This is a genomic window from Lysinibacillus sp. JNUCC-52 (assembly GCF_015999545.1).
Taxonomy (GTDB): domain Bacteria; phylum Bacillota; class Bacilli; order Bacillales_A; family Planococcaceae; genus Lysinibacillus.
In genome coordinates, this window is record NZ_CP065546.1 from 2389095 (window position 1) to 2405504 (window position 16410).

The 16410-nt window shown below is 35.9% G+C and carries 14 protein-coding genes; 2 read left to right on the forward strand and 12 right to left on the reverse strand.

Going from position 1 to position 16410, the window contains the following annotated elements:
* Positions 1-3: 3 nt before the first annotated feature.
* The 7 genes from JNUCC52_RS11815 to JNUCC52_RS11845 all read right to left on the reverse strand — a co-directional run bounded on the left by JNUCC52_RS11815 (position 4) and on the right by JNUCC52_RS11845 (position 8903).
* A complete protein-coding gene (locus tag JNUCC52_RS11815) occupies positions 4-1779 on the reverse strand; it encodes an aminopeptidase P family protein (protein WP_337980025.1) in 1776 nt (591 codons plus the stop codon).
* A complete protein-coding gene (gene eutH / locus JNUCC52_RS11820; RefSeq protein WP_337980026.1) occupies positions 1769-2884 on the reverse strand; it encodes an ethanolamine utilization protein EutH in 1116 nt (371 codons plus the stop codon). The genes JNUCC52_RS11815 and eutH overlap by 11 nt, the downstream gene beginning before the upstream one ends.
* Before the next feature lie 37 nt (positions 2885-2921).
* Entirely contained in the window at positions 2922-3497 is a 576-nt protein-coding gene (locus JNUCC52_RS11825) for a helix-turn-helix domain-containing protein (protein WP_228134352.1), read from the reverse strand.
* Positions 3498-3702: 205 nt separating this feature from the next.
* Positions 3703-4665 (reverse strand): 2-hydroxyacid dehydrogenase, encoded by a 963-nt coding sequence (locus JNUCC52_RS11830; RefSeq protein WP_337980027.1) that lies wholly within the window; start codon positions 4663-4665, stop codon positions 3703-3705.
* A gap of 436 nt (positions 4666-5101) precedes the next feature.
* Positions 5102-6394 carry a globin-coupled sensor protein gene (locus JNUCC52_RS11835; RefSeq protein ID WP_337980028.1) on the reverse strand — a complete coding sequence of 431 codons (1293 nt, stop codon included), beginning with the start codon at positions 6392-6394 and terminating at the stop codon, positions 5102-5104.
* A gap of 294 nt (positions 6395-6688) precedes the next feature.
* Positions 6689-7522, reverse strand: coding sequence for an undecaprenyl-diphosphate phosphatase (locus tag JNUCC52_RS11840; RefSeq protein ID WP_139860048.1), 834 nt, complete (start codon positions 7520-7522; stop codon positions 6689-6691).
* A gap of 301 nt (positions 7523-7823) precedes the next feature.
* Positions 7824-8903 (reverse strand): metallophosphoesterase, encoded by a 1080-nt coding sequence (locus JNUCC52_RS11845; RefSeq protein ID WP_337980029.1) that lies wholly within the window; start codon positions 8901-8903, stop codon positions 7824-7826.
* Positions 8904-9062: 159 nt separating this feature from the next.
* On the opposite strand from JNUCC52_RS11845, the gene JNUCC52_RS11850 reads away from it, so the two are divergent.
* Entirely contained in the window at positions 9063-10211 is a 1149-nt protein-coding gene (locus tag JNUCC52_RS11850; RefSeq protein WP_337980030.1) for an acyl-CoA dehydrogenase family protein, read from the forward strand.
* 386 nt (positions 10212-10597) lie between these two features.
* Here the strand turns inward: JNUCC52_RS11850 and JNUCC52_RS11855 are convergent, their stop codons facing one another.
* From JNUCC52_RS11855 to JNUCC52_RS11870, 4 genes are all read right to left on the reverse strand, one after another.
* Positions 10598-12784 carry a histidine kinase dimerization/phospho-acceptor domain-containing protein gene (locus JNUCC52_RS11855; RefSeq protein WP_337980031.1) on the reverse strand — a complete coding sequence of 729 codons (2187 nt, stop codon included), beginning with the start codon at positions 12782-12784 and terminating at the stop codon, positions 10598-10600.
* Positions 12785-12799: 15 nt separating this feature from the next.
* Positions 12800-12955 carry a hypothetical protein gene (locus tag JNUCC52_RS11860; RefSeq protein ID WP_173478747.1) on the reverse strand — a complete coding sequence of 52 codons (156 nt, stop codon included), beginning with the start codon at positions 12953-12955 and terminating at the stop codon, positions 12800-12802.
* The gene (locus JNUCC52_RS11865; protein WP_139859503.1) at positions 12933-13625 is read right to left on the reverse strand and encodes a response regulator transcription factor; all 693 of its coding nucleotides are present in this window, start codon (positions 13623-13625) and stop codon (positions 12933-12935) included. Before JNUCC52_RS11865 ends, JNUCC52_RS11860 begins: the two co-directional genes overlap by 23 nt.
* 103 nt (positions 13626-13728) lie before the next feature.
* A complete protein-coding gene (locus JNUCC52_RS11870) occupies positions 13729-14586 on the reverse strand; it encodes a DMT family transporter (protein ID WP_139859505.1) in 858 nt (285 codons plus the stop codon).
* A gap of 157 nt (positions 14587-14743) precedes the next feature.
* On the opposite strand from JNUCC52_RS11870, the gene JNUCC52_RS11875 reads away from it, so the two are divergent.
* Positions 14744-14974 carry a MerR family transcriptional regulator gene (locus JNUCC52_RS11875; protein ID WP_337980032.1) on the forward strand — a complete coding sequence of 77 codons (231 nt, stop codon included), beginning with the start codon at positions 14744-14746 and terminating at the stop codon, positions 14972-14974.
* Between the two features lie 62 nt (positions 14975-15036).
* Here JNUCC52_RS11875 and JNUCC52_RS11880 read toward each other — a convergent pair whose 3' ends face one another.
* Complete coding sequence (locus JNUCC52_RS11880) at positions 15037-16023, reverse strand: homoserine dehydrogenase (protein WP_173478748.1); 987 nt, start codon at positions 16021-16023, stop codon at positions 15037-15039.
* Positions 16024-16410 lie beyond the last annotated feature (387 nt).

Below are 16410 nucleotides of genomic sequence, written 5' to 3' on the forward strand. Positions count from 1 at the left end.
CGCTTATATTTCTTTCGTTTCTTCTCTTAACCATGCACTTTCTTCTTCATTTAAATATGGAACTAGCTTTGTGTAAACCTCTTGGTGATAATTGTTTAACCATTGTTTTTCACTCTCTGTTAACATATCTTTATTAATCCCTGCCAAATCAATAGGGCAATATGTCACTGCTTCAAACTTCATAAATTGTCCGAATTCTGTTTTCTCGTCTTCAACTACTAACATCATATTTTCAATTCTAATTCCATATTTACCTTCAAGATAGATTCCAGGTTCATTCGTAACAATCATGCCTTTTTCTAATGTAACATGATTCGTATTTCGAATGCTTTGTGGTCCTTCATGAACATTTAGGAAAAAGCCTACCCCATGTCCTGTTCCACATTTATAATCCAAGCCATACTGCCAAATTGGTTGTCTTGCTAAAACATCTAAGTTAGCGCCTGTTGCTCCGTATAAATATTTTACTGAGCTTAATGCAATAAAGCCTTTTAACACCAAAGTATAATCTCTTTTTTGTTCCTCAGTTAGTTTTCCTAAAACAATCGTTCTTGTAATATCTGTTGTGCCATCATAATATTGTCCGCCTGAATCAATTAAAAATAGACCTTCATTATTAAGCGTATATTGCGATTCTTGGTTAGCTTTATAATGCATCATTGCTGCATGTTCTTTATAACCTGCAATCGTATCAAAGCTAGGCCCAACAAAACCTTCCTGTTCTCTTCTGAAATCTTCTAATTTTTGTTCTGCAGTAATCTCTGTAATTTCTTCCTGTTCTACAGAATCTTTTAGCCATTTCATAAATTTCACCATAGCTAAACCATCTTTTATTTCACACCATTTTAAATTTTTTATTTCCACATCATTTTTAATCGCTTTTAAATGCGTTGTAATGTTAGGACTTTCAAGTTTCTTTGTTTTTTCGTTAATGGCATTATATAATCCGATATTTGTTTTATTTGGATCTAAAAGCACGACATCTTCGGCCGAAAGGTATTTTAAGAATGTTTGTAAATCATTATTTTCTTTCAACTCAATTCCTTCTGCCTCTAATTCCGATTTTACTAAAGCGGGAACCTTGCTCGAATCAATAAATAAATAACATTTATGTTGTGCTACAACTACATTCGCTATCGCCACTGGATTATTAGGTACATCGTTACCTCTTATATTCAAAAGCCAGGCAATATCATCAAGGGAAGTTAAAATATAATAATTTGCTCCTTTATTTTTCATTATGGCTCTTACTTCATTTATTTTTTCTACTCGTGATTGCCCCGCGTAGTTCACGTCATGAGTAAAAATCGCCCCTTTAGGAATCTCTGGTCTATCTTCCCACAGACTACCTATTAAATCTTGATCCATTTTTAACGTGATACCTTTCCCTTTTAGATCTTCTTCCATCTTTTTAACTAAATCTATTGAAAATACATTTCCATCAAAGCCTACAATGCTTCCTTCATTTAGAACATCTGCTAGCCATTCTGAATAAAACGGTACCCCTGGATCTACCATTCTAAATAATCTTATTCCTGAATTTTCAAGCTGCTTTTCAGCTTGAATATAATATCTGCCATCTGTCCATAATCCAGCATCGTTTAATGTAATTACTACTGTCCCAGCAGACCCTGTGAAACCTGAAATCCATTCTCTACATTTCCAATAGTCAGCTATATATTCGCTCTGATGTGCATCAAAACTTGGAATTATATAAGCATCCATATGATTTTCTTGCATTAGCTTTCTTAACTTTTCAACTCTATCTCTAATATTCATTCCTAGTACCTCCAACATTTTTAATATTAAATTTTTTATTTTCTCGATCATATAACCATAAGGCTAGTACTATACTAATTAAACCTGCTGTAAGCTTCGAAACGATAAACGCGCCTAACATTTCTGGGGCTACTTCTGATACATATCCAAATTGGCCACCAAATACAAACGCTCCACTTACCCCAAAAGCAGTACATACAACTTTCCCTTTAGAATTCATATCCTTGAATGTGCCAAAAATTAATAAATTGCTAGCTAAATTACCGATAATACCTGCTACCGATGCAGAATTAATGCCAAATTTCCTCCCTATTTTTTCAAACCTATTTTTAAAAATTAGATTAATCACTTCTAGCATAGGATATGCACCAGCTAAAATAAAGGCGATTTTCCCTACTATAACCATAGATTCAGATAGAGGTGCTAAATCTGAAACAAGCCTTACACCAAATATTACCTCTATACCTTGTAAAAGTAATCCTACAGCACTTAAACTCATGATAAGCTTACCAAATAGATTAAATATTTTTATAAACACATGAGGTGCTTTTAATAATCCAATACCTAAAATAATCGCAAACATAAATATAGGTACCAAGTTCCACACTAATAGTTTAATATTTATATTTTGCCATAATCCTGCCGCAAGACATCCTATCGGTATAGTCATAATTCCAACCAAAACACCTTTAGAAAAGAATTTCTCATCTTCTTTTGCAAGCATTCCTAAAGCGACTGGAATGGAAAAACTAATCGTAGCTCCTAAAGTAGAAGCAATGATAATGCCTGAGAAGGTGCCCATCTCCTCAGTTATTGCTAGCTTCTCCGCCATTTGATAGCCCCCCATATCTACAGCAAAGAATGCTGAAGGTATGATTGAAGGATCTAAATGTAATACTTTACATATTGGAATAATCTTAGCGGATAAAAAATTACTTAATAGAGGTGCTAAAGATAGTATACCTATCATCCCTAGCCCTAGAGGCCCCATAGTTTTTATGCCTTCTTCAAATTTCCTACCTAGTTTTAAATGATTCCCAGTCATATAATCGATACATCCGATTACAAAAAAGGAGCCAATTACAAGCAATACAAATTTATCCATTTCTATTTTCACTTTCTATTAACTTAAATTAAAGTCTTTATTTAGTAGAAGCGATCGTATTATGCCCATAGAAATTTGGCGTATTAACAGCTATGAGCTTCACCTTTTTATTAGTGTAATTCGCCCAATTGTGGGCAATTTTCGAATCCATATGAATACTATCACCAGGATACACGTCATAGCTCTTACCATTTATGTAAACCGTTAAAATCCCCTCTAAAACATAAATGAACTCTTCACCCTCATGTTTATAGGATAATATTTCTTCATTTTTCTTTTGAGGTAGTATTTCGATAAGCCGTGGCACAAGTTGTTTGTTTTCCAAGTCTGTACTTAAACTATACTTAATAAAGCCGCCTTCTACCGCGTCTATTATTTCTTGTTCATAACTTCTTAAAACGATATCTTTTTTGTTATGTGGATAATCAAAAAAATGGGTTAAATGTACTTCCAAAATCGCAGCTAGTTTTTCTAGTGAATCGACTGCTATCGTAGTAAGACCCCTTTCTAATTGAGACAAAAATCCAACAGAAAGTTCGCTTTTTTCACTTAACTCCTTTAAAGTAATTCCTTTTTCAGTCCTTAATTTCTTTATTTCCATCCCTATATTCACTACTCCACCCCCTATTTTTCATAATTGTGAATAATATAATATATTTAAGCGAAATATTCAATATATTATGAAAAAAATTCACTTAAATGAAATTCTATTTAGTACAAAAAAACGCATAATCCATTAGATTATGCGTCTACGTTATTCAATCTTGATCTTATTGTGCAGGTTGTAGCATGCTGAGTATGAGCAAACTATAATTGTGTTAGTCAATTCTATTCGAAATTGGTTTACCCTCTCCATATGCCATAAGTGCATTGACATTAAGCATTAACATAGCTGTTCTTGTCTTTAACGATGCACTACCGATATGCGGAAGCGCAACAACATTTGGTAAGGTTAAAAGTGGATGGTCCAATGGAACTGGTTCATGTTCAAAAACATCTAGCCCCGCAGCCCATAGCTTGCCATTTTTTAACGTGTCGTAAAGGGCATTTTCATCAATGATTCCTCCGCGAGAAGCATTAATCAATACTGCATCTTCCTGCATTAAGGCAAGTTCCTTCGCGCCTATTAACCCAACTGTATCGCTATTATAAGGGGTCATTATAACAACAAAATCAGATTTTGTTAAAAGCTCCTCTAGAGTAGCATAACGAAAACCATACATTTCTTCTGCTTCATGGCGACGTCTACGGTTATGATATAAAACTTTCATATCGAAGCCCTTCGCACGTCTCGCCACAGCCTGACCGATACGTCCCATGCCGATAATGCCAATCGTTGAACCCGACACATCCTTACCAACTAACTGCATTGGGTACCAGCTTTTCCAATTACCATCACGTAAATAGCGCTCGCTTTCTGGTATTCTACGTGCTGTTGCTAGCAATAAGCCAAATACTAAATCAGCTGTCGTATTTGTTAAGACGCCTGGCGTATTTGTTGCCATAATGCCTCTTTTGCGCAATGCTAGTATATCAATATTGTTAAAACCAACTGCTAGATTTGTCACTAGTTTTAAATTGGGGGCGTGTTTTAGTAATTCTTCGTCAACTTGGTCTGCAATCGTTACCCATAATACTTCACAATCTGCTACCGCTGCTAAAAGTTTGTCTCGCGGAATAACGATTTCTTCTTCCTCCCATTGTTCTATATCATAATACTCCTCTAAAGGCTCAACAAACTGAGCTGGAAATTTTCGTGTAATAAATAATTTCTTTTTCATATTCCAACACCCCTTTAAGTCAATTCCCCATTTTGCCTTTAGCGTAACACTAATAAGCTAACGTCACAAGCAAGCTTTTATATTCGATATTTGCATTTCCCACAATAATAAATGATCAGTTTTTACTTTATCTGAATCTATCCCTCATATCCGTAATTTTATCCTTCAATAATGAGATTTTATCCATTTTTCATAATTCTTTACCCTCCATTCCAACGATTTTTCCATAAAAAAAACTATGCACTATTTGTATGCATAGTTCACATTGAGAACAGCCGTAATCAAGAAGCACAACTTCTTGCAACTTGCCGTTTTCATCCTTTTTACGGTTGCTAAATGTTATTTATATCCATTTCAAACAGAAGTGCCGCTTCTGTATACTGAGCGCAGAAAGTGTCTATCGAAAACTTTTGAAGTACGCTCTATTGAAATTTACTTAAAAATCTTTAATCGTCGTATCAAGACGACTTGCAACACGCTCTAGTTCCTCCGAAGATTCACCAATGGATTCAATTACAGTAGCCAACTCAGCTATTTGACTACCGACATTTTGAAAGTTTACGATAGAGCCCTCAACTGAGCCAGATATCGCATCGAATGCCTTTAATGAGTTCAAATTTTGCTCAATACTATTATTTACGAGCTCTTGTATTTCTTGGATCGCCTGAACAACATGTTTCGTAATCCCGCTAGACATACCGATTAAATCTGCAATTTGTTCCACTGATTCTTTCGTTTGATCTGCCAGCTTACGTACCTCATCGGCTACAACTGCAAAACCTTTTCCATGTTCTCCAGCCCGTGCAGCTTCAATTGCTGAATTCAATGCTAATAAATTTGTTTGTCCAGAAATGCTTTTCACCATCTCGATTACTTTATTAATTTTTGAAGAAGAATGGTTTAACTCCTCCACCATAATCGCCATCTCAGCAGTCTTATCATTAATTTTTCCAGTTTGCTCGTTTAATAAGACAATTTTTGAATAACCTTCGGATGAAACCTTTTGCATCGTCTTCGCTTCATCAAGACTTTCCTTTAAGTAAGTATTCACTTGCTTCGTACTAGAAATAAGCTCCATTACTGATTCATTCGTATCATGAGACTGGGCTTCTAACTGTGTTGAAATTCCACCAACAATATCTTTTACATGTGAACGAATACTATTTCGTTGCTCCTCAACAATAAAATTAGAGTAGTTGTTATACTCCTCCAAAACAATTTGTTGTTCAAAATTACACATTTTACTAATTGCATCACAGTACTTTTCTTCTTCGTCATTTGATAAATGCAAATTATAGACGATTTTCCGTAAAGATTTTTCTAAGTTTTGAAATGCAGCTAAATACCATTTCGGATATAAATTTATCTTTACATGCATTTTTCCTACACTGCGACGCTTTTCTAAAAAGTTGTCATCGATTCGTCCCTCAAACATTTCAATAATATGATGGCGCAGCGTTTGGCGAAGGCGCTCGCTCGAACTGTGCTTTTGAATAACTTCTCGTAAAGTTGGTACACTTTCTACAGCTTTATAAAATGTTTCAACCACTTCCACAACATTTTGCTCCACATATGGCTTTAAACTTTTTATTAACTGTAAATCTTGTATTGTTAAATTGACGAGTTGTAGCTGTAGCAAACGTTCCTTATCTTGAATAGATACACCTGTATTTGACACATCATTCATTGCAATTGTATTTTGTTTAGGTCTATTCCTAAATTGAAACATTTCTCCACCCCATAAAATAATATATTGTGCCATTCCATTTTCGTACGCAATCTATCTATAATTAATTATAAAGTGTATTTATTAATAGATACAATAGTTCAGTAAAAATTATCTATTTCGATACCTATTGACACTCATTATCACTATTTTAATAATCCCTTTTATCTAATTAATAGCTATATATTGTTAAAAATTAGTGAATGATGCTATTTTTATAATCACTAACCGAAGGGATAGTGCTACGTTCACAAAAAAAGCCACTCATTATTGTGACAAATGAGTGACTTTTTACATTTACATGAAAATAATAATACTTAGTATAGCAGCTAATACTAAACGATAAATCGCAAATGGCATCAGTTTTACTTTTGAAATAAGAGCTAAGAAAAACTTAATGGATAGTAATGCAAATACAAAAGAGCTAATAAAACCAACTACATAGAACCCTAAATAATCCATCGAAAGGGTATCCCAGTTTTTCAATACTGAAACAAGACTTGCACCCGCCATTATCGGAACAGCCATAATAAATGTAAAATCAGCAGCTACTCGGTGACTAATCCCGAAAAGGACACCACCTGAAATCGTTGCACCCGAACGAGAAAATCCTGGCCATAATGATAAACACTGTACTAAACCTACTTTAAACGCCATGCCATAAGAAATATCATCTAATGATTCGACTTTAGGCTTTCTTGGTGCAAATTTATCAGCAACAATCATTAAAATTGCCCCTGCTACTAATGCATAAATAACATGCTCTACTTTAAATAAATGGTCATCAATAAAATCTTTGAACGCAAAACCTAATACAACTGCTGGTAGCATACCGACAATGACATGCATTAAGTTAAAGCGACCTTTCATTGATCTTGATTGTCCACTAATATTGTATAGACCCACTAGGCTTAGCATACGCTTCCACATGACCACTACAACCGCTAATATCGAGCCTAACTGAACAACAATCTTAAAAGTATTCGCTGGATACTTTCCTAAAAACTCCTCTGTCTTTAACCACATATCATCTACAATAATCATATGACCTGTAGAAGATACTGGTGCAAACTCTGTCATCCCTTCGACAAAGCCTAAAATAAGTGCCTTCAATAATTCTAATATATCCACATTGTCACCTTACCTTTTAACTTTATTCTTCTTTTGTGCTTTGTGCGGAAAATGAAGCTACTACAATAGACGCCAATTATGAGGTAATTACGTAGGCTCCCTAGTACCTCATACTTATAATAGCCTCAGTTGGAAACAGTCAGCCTTTATTGGATACTACACATGTTGAATAAAGCTGCTGTATACTTCTTTCACAATCCGAATACCTTTCCATATGTCAAAAACATAAATACTTGGCGATAACCGTTTTTTGAACGCACCAACTTATTATAAGCTACTCTTTTTTCATATACTACCTCTTTTACTGAAAAGTAATATCAACTACCCATAGCTCAGAACGACTACCTATACGCATTGGTGGTCCCCAAAATCCAAAGCCTGATGAAACAAGTGTATGCATTTGTCCCTTCATCTTATAACCATGATCCAGTTCAAAAACACGTGCCGTAATATATTGATTTGGCCATAGTTGTCCTTTATGCGTATGACCAGACATATGGAAATCTACCCCTGCTTGCGCTGGTGTTACTAAATCATCTGGTGTATGATTCATCACAAACCAAGGCAAATGATCGTTCAATTTTAAAGCATCGAGTGGTTGCCTTTCTTTATTCGTAATATCTTCTTGGCCTGTTACTATAAACGCATTCCCAACACGAATTGTTTCATCTCGTAAAATTTCCACACCAGCGTTTTTCATTTCTTCTACAAATTCAGGAATTTTCTTTCCATAATATTCGTGATTACCAAGCACACCATATATACCATAAGTCGCCTTAAGCTGTTTCATTACGTCAGCCATTCCATCCTGCACAAACCATTTTGGGTCATCATCAACAATGTCTCCTGCCAAAAAAACAATATCAGGCTTCACTTCATTTGATAAATTTACAAAACGTTGTAAATGCTTTTTATTTGATAACACACCTAAATGAAAATCAGAAGCCATAACAACTCGCAACGACGATAACTCACTATCTTTTTTATCCATTGTAATCTCCAAATTACGTACAATCGGAGAATATGCCAGATATGTACCAACAGCCCACAGTACAAAAAATATAACGATAGCAAAACTTCCTATCATGCGAATATTGTTGAATGGCGTTAACCACATAACAATTTGTACTGTTAAACAAAGCAATAAGCCATATTCAAAAATAAACATCCAATAGTTACCTATTACTGAAAATACTCGTAAAGACTCATGTAACCTTCCTATAACAACACTAAAGGAAATAATATAAAGTAATAGCCAATACACAATTGGATAGTAAAACCAATTCATCGCAACTAGCCATTGCTTGATGCCCCACCCCAAATAAAATGTTAAAGCACTATATATACCTATAAAAAGAACGCCCATGCTTATTTTTGCCATATAATGGTCCTCTACTTTCATATATTCATAGTGATTATAGCATTACAGCTAGAAATCGTATTTTTAAAAGCTCTTTTATTTTGAACAATATTTCAGTAACATTAAAGAGTAACTAGAAAATTCATGCAAAAACGAGCAAATAAAGGGGTGTTACCACAAATGGGGAAGTATAAATTTGAATCAACAGAACATAAGTTATTCCGCAAAACGTTCCGTAAGTTTTTAGCTGAAGAAGCTGAGGTACATTATAAACAGTGGGAAAAAGATCGCCTTATCCCGCTTGATTTTTGGCGTAAGCTTGGACAATTAGGTTATTTATGTCCACAAGTAGAAGAACAATATGGTGGCCTCGGGTTAGACTTTAGCTTCGGTGTCATTATTCAAGAAGAACTAGAACGGGTAGGTTCAAGTCTTATCGGTGTCGGCTTGCATAATGATATCGTTGTTCCATACATTGAGGCCTATGGAACAAACCAACAAAAATCACGCTGGCTACCTAAGTGTGTCACAGGTGAAACTATTACAGCAATTGCAATGACAGAACCAGGAACAGGTTCCGATTTAGCGAATATACAAACGACCGCTATTCGAGATGGCGATCATTATATTGTGAATGGTCAAAAGACCTTTATTACAAATGGCATTCATGCAAATTTAGTCGTTGTCGCGGTCAAAACGAACCCCCAGGCGGAGAAAAAACATCGCGGAATTAGCCTTCTCGTTATTGAGGATGGGACATCTGGCTTTACAAAGGGACGTAAACTCGAAAAAGTAGGCATGCATGCACAAGATACAGCCGAACTATTTTTTGAGGACTGTCGTGTTCCAGTAGAAAATTTATTAGGTGAAGAAGGAAAAGGCTTCACCTACATGATGGAAAAGCTTCAGCAGGAACGTCTAGCTGTAGCAATCGCAGCCCAATCGGCAGCTGAAGATATGCTTGCTTTAACAATTGATTATGTGAAATCACGTCAAGCTTTCGGAAAATCCATTAGTGACTTCCAAAATACACAATTTAAAATTGCCGAAATGGCAACAAAAGTAGAGCTTGGTAAAACGTTTTTAGAATCTTTAATCGAGGAACATATAGCTGGCAAAGATGTTGTGACAAAGGTTTCGATGGCAAAATATTGGATTACCGAAAATGCTCGAGAGATATCTACCCAGTGCATGCAGTTACACGGTGGTTACGGCTATATGGAGGAATATAAAATAGCACGACGTTATCGTGATATACCTGTTATGTCTATCTACGCTGGCACAAACGAAGTGATGAAGATGATTATTGCAAAAAATGCAGGGCTTTAAAAGCAATATTGCTCCAGTGTATTGCAACTAAGACAAAAGGAAAAAGTGTTAGATTGATTGTAGTCAATCTAACACTTTTTCTCTGCCGTTGTTGTCCGCTACGGCGGACGCTTTCCGCGGGCACACCGTAAGCCGCAACCCTCGCTAACGCGCGGTCTGTTGCGTCTTACGTTTTGTGCGTTCCCGCAGGAGTCGCCGCCTCCGCTACCAACAACTAGTGCACACTTCTATAAGTGTTTAATGCCAAAGGATAGAAAAGCTCAGTTTTCATACATTCTACATAGATGAAATTTACAATAGCTTTGCCGTAGAAGCCGTGCCTTTGGGATAGTAGATTTCTTAAAAATAGAAATTTTAAACAGCGGCAAAAATTTTGCCGCTGCTTTTTACACTGCTGGTATTCGGACGATTACTTTAAATAAATCTCCATCCACGTCTATGCTCATACGAGCTCCGTGCAAATCTACGATTGATTGAGCAATCGCTAAGCCTAACCCTGAGCCCTCTGTATGACGTGAAGCATCTGCTCTCTTAAAGCGCTCAAATAATTCATCAGCATTTTCGCTTATTTCATATTTGGCAACATTTTTCACAGTGAATTCAGCATCCCCGTTAGCCGTTCTTTTTAACGTTACATAGACACGTGTACCTTCAAGGGCATATTTCAATACATTGACAATTAAATTATCAATTAATCTCCACCATTTTTGCCCATCAACATAAGCGTAAATAGGGTCGTTAGGCATCGACATGCGCAAATCTAAACGTGCCTTACATAAATCCTCTTCATGCTCCCCTACCGCCTGCTGAACGAGCTGTGTTATATCGACACGGCTTCGATGCAGCTCGATATTGCCACTCGCCATCTTAGATACTTCAAAGAGATCCTCAATTAGTACTTTTAAGCGGTCTGATTTTTTATCGAGAATTTGAATATATTGCTTACGCTCCTCTTCCGTAATATCTGGATTTTTCAGTAAATCCGTATACGTAATAATCGAAGTTAGAGGGGTGCGTAAATCATGGCTAACATTTGTAATTAACTCTGTTTTTAAACGTTCACTCTTTGCCTGCTCATGCATGGAAGTACGAACACCTTCACGTAAATGATTAAGATTTTCTGCATGGGCTGCGAGTGGTGATTTCCCCTTTACTTTCACATCACGATTTAGGCGCCCTTCTGCCATATCTTTTGTATCCTTCATAATGCGATTTAAATAGCCCATTTTAGAGAGGAAGACAATCATTGCTGGGATACCGACAATCGTACATACGCCAAATACGAGGAGTGGGAATCCGCCTGCCACCATAGTAGCAACAAGACTACCACCACCAAAAAAAGCAGCTGCGACTAAGACGATTGAATGTAACGCAATCGATCGATTTAAAAATAAATCAGTCATCGAATCTCCTATTCCCCATAAATAACTATCTTGTACATTTTCACTTAGCTTTTCCACTGTATTTACGCGATCATACAACCAAATAACTTGCACGAAAAACGCTACACTAATAACGATTAAAACTAATACTTTAAATACAAAGTCAATTAAAAATCGGACATAATTATATTGATACGTATATTCAATTGCTTCGAATGCAATTTGTGAACAAAACCAATATAGGCAACCTGTTATGAATAACAATACAACTTGAATATCAATGCGAAGCTTGGCTAAAGATTCTTTCTCCTTTAAACCACCAATAACTGGTAGAAGTTCTTTACGTCCTTTCCAGGCAAAGAAGGCCGCAATCAGACTTGTTAACCAAATAACAAAAAACATGTATTGATTGCGTTTAAATTGGTCATAACCATCCATCACTGATGCGTATTGGGCCGCTTTTTTAGAAATAGTAATTGTCCCAGTATATTCACTCGTTTCATTCAATACATCCGATTCAATGTAAACATCCGAACCATATAACAAATGACTTGAATTGTTACTGATACTTCCTGTTCTTAATGGACGGTGTATATATGTTGTTTTGTAGACATTACTGTCATTAATATCTCCTGATTCAAACGTTTCGCCAGTTTCAACATTCGTTAATTCATAAGAAAAATAATTATAGTTTTTCGCAAAATCCTTTGCTTCATCTTTTACAGCTTTTATATATTTATCAATGAGTGCGCCCTTTTGCGCTACAATTTTCTTACGAACATATTCATCATCTTCAAAGTTCTTCGTAATATCTGTTATTTTGGCATCTCGTTCATTTTCAAGCTTTGTTTTTAATTCGTTGGCATTATTATCAGCAGCTTCTTGAATTTTCTCTTCATATTGACTCTTTATATTATCAATTTGCGTGCCTAGTGAGCCATAATAATTGCGGTGTTCCTCAACTTCATTGTCCGAGACTGTAATCTTGCTCTTCAATTCCTCTGCTGTTGGTAAATTTAACACTAATGGCCCTAGCTCTGCTTGGAAGTTATCCAGTTCATTTTGAAAATTTCCAGATTGAAAATACGATTTCCCTACATATTGATAGCCGATTTTAGAAAAAGTAAATACACCGAAAATAAACCATGTTAAACAAATAAGTGCAAGAAGAGGCTTCCAAATTTTCGTCATGTTTTCAATTCCCCTCTAAAAAATTTTTTCGAAAAATTGTAGCATTTCGGAGGAGCGGGAATTTACCATTTGATATGCATAAATACCGAAATAAACGAGACCGATAATACCTGCCACGAATCCTGCAATCGTTACATACTTCTCTATTTTATTTTTCCATTTTATAGCCAACGCCCCATACCACCTTTAAATAACGTGGATTTTTCGGATCCGCTTCAATTTTTTCTCGTATTTTTCGAATGTGGACAGCTACAATATTTTCTGCATTATAAGCTTCCTCATTCCAAACACGTTCATAAATTTCTCGAATCGAAAAAACACGTCCTGCATTTTTCATTAGTAATTCAGTAATTTTATATTCAATTGGTGTTAAACGAACAGGTTCGCCTTCCAATACTACTTCCTTAGCATCTTCATCGAGCACTAAGCCATCAATTTCTACCTTTGTCGCGCCGTCATTGTACGTCCCAAGTTGTACATAACGACGCAATTGTGATTTCACTCGCGCCAATAGCTCTAATGGATGAAATGGTTTCGTAACATAATCATCTGCTCCAACGGATAAGCCATGAATCTTGTCACCATCTTCAGCTTTCGCACTCAGCATAATTATTGGAATGTTGCGCTCTGCTCTAATTTTAAACGTCGCCGTAATACCATCCATATTGGGCATCATAATATCTAAAATAATTAAATGTACTTCATTATTTTCTAGCTTTTCGAGTGCTTCTACACCATCAGCCGCCTTAATAACATGATAACCTTCATTTTTTAAGTAAATTTCAATACCATCACGAATATCTTGATCATCGTCTGTTACAAGAACTGTTAGCTTCGTCATGATATACACCTCGCTCTCAATTAATAGTCTACATGTAAAATCTTAAAAACCAACAAGGATAAAAATGAAGAATTTCTTAAGCTTTTACCATTTTCCATACATACTATTTTTTTCTCCCTGCAAATGTAAGAACCACAATGCCTCCAAGTAGCATTACAACACCAAGCCATGATGTTACACTTAAATGTTCACCGACTAGCACTACTCCTAACATTGCCGCAGTTAAAGGCTCTGCTAGTGACAAAGTTACAGCAGATGAAGAGCTAATTTTTTGTAAACCACTTAAAAACAATAAATACGCTATGCTTGTACACATAACGCCCATAAAAAGCATTGTCCATAAGTTTTGAAAATCCGCTAGCCAGCTAAATCCACTGCCAATTGAAAACGGAAGTAATAGAAGTGCACAGATTGAAAATGTCATAGCCACTGCAGGTAATGCGTCCTGCTGTGCCATTAATTTTTTACTCATATTTGTATAAACAGCAAAGGATACTCCTGCACAAATAGCTAGCCCTACACCACCCATATGAATTGTTCCATCTCCATTATTGATGAACAATAGAATACACCCTGTAATTGTCATAACCGTTGCGATGCCCCAAACTTTTGTTGGGCGCGTTTTCCATAATATCCACTCTAATATGCCAGAAAACATAGGGGCACTACCAATTGTTACGACCGTTCCAATTGCTACGCCTGTTAGACGGATAGATGTGAAAAAAAGACCTTGGAATAATGCAATACTTGCTGCCGCCAATATTGTCCATTTCCACGACCATGTTCGAAAAGTAATTTTACGTAATAACACTACTACAACTAATAATAATCCTCCACCAATTGCTGAGCGAATAGTTGCTACGGCAAATGACGATACACCATTATCTAAAAAAGTTTGTGCTGTCCCTGTCATTCCCCATAATATAGCTGCTAGAAGTACAAAAAAATATGGATAGACCATTGCTGATTCCCTCCTAACCTAAAACACTATCACTACCTACTATACATATTTATCCAAAATCAAACAATTACCAATTTACTTCCTCGATGAACAATCCATCATTATGTTTTCTATAAAAGAGGAGGTATAATAATAACATTAGAAGGAGCGACCGATTATGTATAAAACTATTGAAGAAACAGCGTTGGATCTTGGTATGCCTGAGGAACAAATACTACGACTTGTTTACGAAGGGCGTATCCGTTCCATTTATGATGGGGATCAAATATTGATTAATAGTGGCCAATTTAGTACCTATTTTGAACAGTTAGAACGGATAAAAGAAGAAATAGAAATTTGGCGGAACACACCTATTCCTGAAGATATTGATGTGAAGGACGAAGACTAAACATTAAAAGTGTCAGGCACTCAAACAATTTTGAATTGTTTGAGTGCCTGACACCTACTCAACTAAATGCTCACGACAAATCCAGCACGTTTACCAATAATCTCAGCATAGTCCTCAACCATTACACTTGCCGTTGGATACATTCCTGCACCTGGACCAACTAATGTTAATGTACCAATATAATTTGTTTCAAGTGCAACCGCATTATTTACGTCATCAACTGGATAAAGTGGATGCTCTTTATCTACTAATTGTGGACCAACCTTTGCTACCACTTTACCATTTGTAAGTTTCTCCACTTCCGCTACGTGGCGATAACGTAATCCCTTTTCACAAGCATCCTTTACTTGTTGTGCTGTGATGCAATCAATACCAATTACTTCGACATCCGCCCAATCGGGTTGTTCACCAAAGGCTAATGCACTTAAAATCATTAACTTTTTAAAAGCATCTTGACCAGATACATCATTATATGGGTCAGCTTCTGCGTAGCCTAAGTTTTGCGCCTCTTTTAAAGCTTGCTCAAAGGACCAGCCTTGTGCGCGCATTTTTGTTAAAATATAATTTGATGTTCCATTCAAAACACCTTGAATACGGCTCACATCATTTACAAGCAAAATATTTTTCATCGTTTTAATAACAGGTACACCGCCTGCCGTTGTTGCTTCAAAGCCCACGAATACACCATTTGACTTTGCAAGCTCTTGTAACTCTAAGCCACGTTTTGCAAACATCACTTTGTTTGCTGTAATTACATGACACTTATGTTCAACAGCACGCTTTAAATAACTAAACGCTGGTTCTTCATTAACAATTGCTTCAAATACAACTTGCATGCCAGGCTCCGCTAAAACCTCATCCATACTTGTTGTTAATAAATGAGCAGTACCTGGAACACGTTCACGACTCGTATCTGTTACTAATATTTTGGCTACTTCCAATTCAATGCCTAATTTCCGTTTTAGTTCTTCACGCTTTTCATTCAATATATGATAGATACCTTGACCTACTGTTCCAAATCCTAAAATCGCTGCCTTTATAGTTGCCATACCTGTTATTCCCTCCAACGTACATTTCTCCAGTTTTATATATATATATAAAGTCTGTGCCTACAAGCACATATTCAAATAATTCAAAATTTAACTTAAAGAAAATTGTAACGCAAATAAATACATTGCACAAGAAAAATCTTTCTAGGAAGGACAATTGTTTTCCCTAGGCGTGCAAAAGAAATCGGTTTCATTGCCTTTATTATACGTTTTTTTATTAAAACTATAATTTTTGAACAAATCTTGACGATAAAATGAAATGTCTTTCTTCTATTATATATGTACGAAGATACCCTTTATAGAATAAGCTATTTTTGAAAAGTAGTAATTAATTCGACAAGTAAACTGCACAATAAAAAACTCATTCCCTATAGCAGTAGAGAATGA

Bases quoted from the DNA above. Each gene is read 5' to 3' on its own strand.
- JNUCC52_RS11815 (WP_337980025.1), bottom strand. From the start codon at position 1,779: ATGAATATTAGAGATAGAGTTGAAAAGTTAAGAAAGCTAATGCAAGAA.
- eutH (WP_337980026.1), bottom strand. From the start codon at position 2,884: ATGGATAAATTTGTATTGCTTGTAATTGGCTCCTTTTTTGTAATCGGA.
- JNUCC52_RS11830 (WP_337980027.1), bottom strand. From the start codon at position 4,665: ATGAAAAAGAAATTATTTATTACACGAAAATTTCCAGCTCAGTTTGTT.
- JNUCC52_RS11835 (WP_337980028.1), bottom strand. From the start codon at position 6,394: ATGTTTCAATTTAGGAATAGACCTAAACAAAATACAATTGCAATGAAT.
- JNUCC52_RS11845 (WP_337980029.1), bottom strand. From the start codon at position 8,903: ATGGCAAAAATAAGCATGGGCGTTCTTTTTATAGGTATATATAGTGCT.
- JNUCC52_RS11850 (WP_337980030.1), top strand. From the start codon at position 9,063: ATGGGGAAGTATAAATTTGAATCAACAGAACATAAGTTATTCCGCAAA.
- JNUCC52_RS11855 (WP_337980031.1), bottom strand. From the start codon at position 12,784: ATGACGAAAATTTGGAAGCCTCTTCTTGCACTTATTTGTTTAACATGG.
- JNUCC52_RS11865 (WP_139859503.1), bottom strand. From the start codon at position 13,625: ATGACGAAGCTAACAGTTCTTGTAACAGACGATGATCAAGATATTCGT.
- JNUCC52_RS11870 (WP_139859505.1), bottom strand. From the start codon at position 14,586: ATGGTCTATCCATATTTTTTTGTACTTCTAGCAGCTATATTATGGGGA.
- JNUCC52_RS11875 (WP_337980032.1), top strand. From the start codon at position 14,744: ATGTATAAAACTATTGAAGAAACAGCGTTGGATCTTGGTATGCCTGAG.
- JNUCC52_RS11880 (WP_173478748.1), bottom strand. From the start codon at position 16,023: ATGGCAACTATAAAGGCAGCGATTTTAGGATTTGGAACAGTAGGTCAA.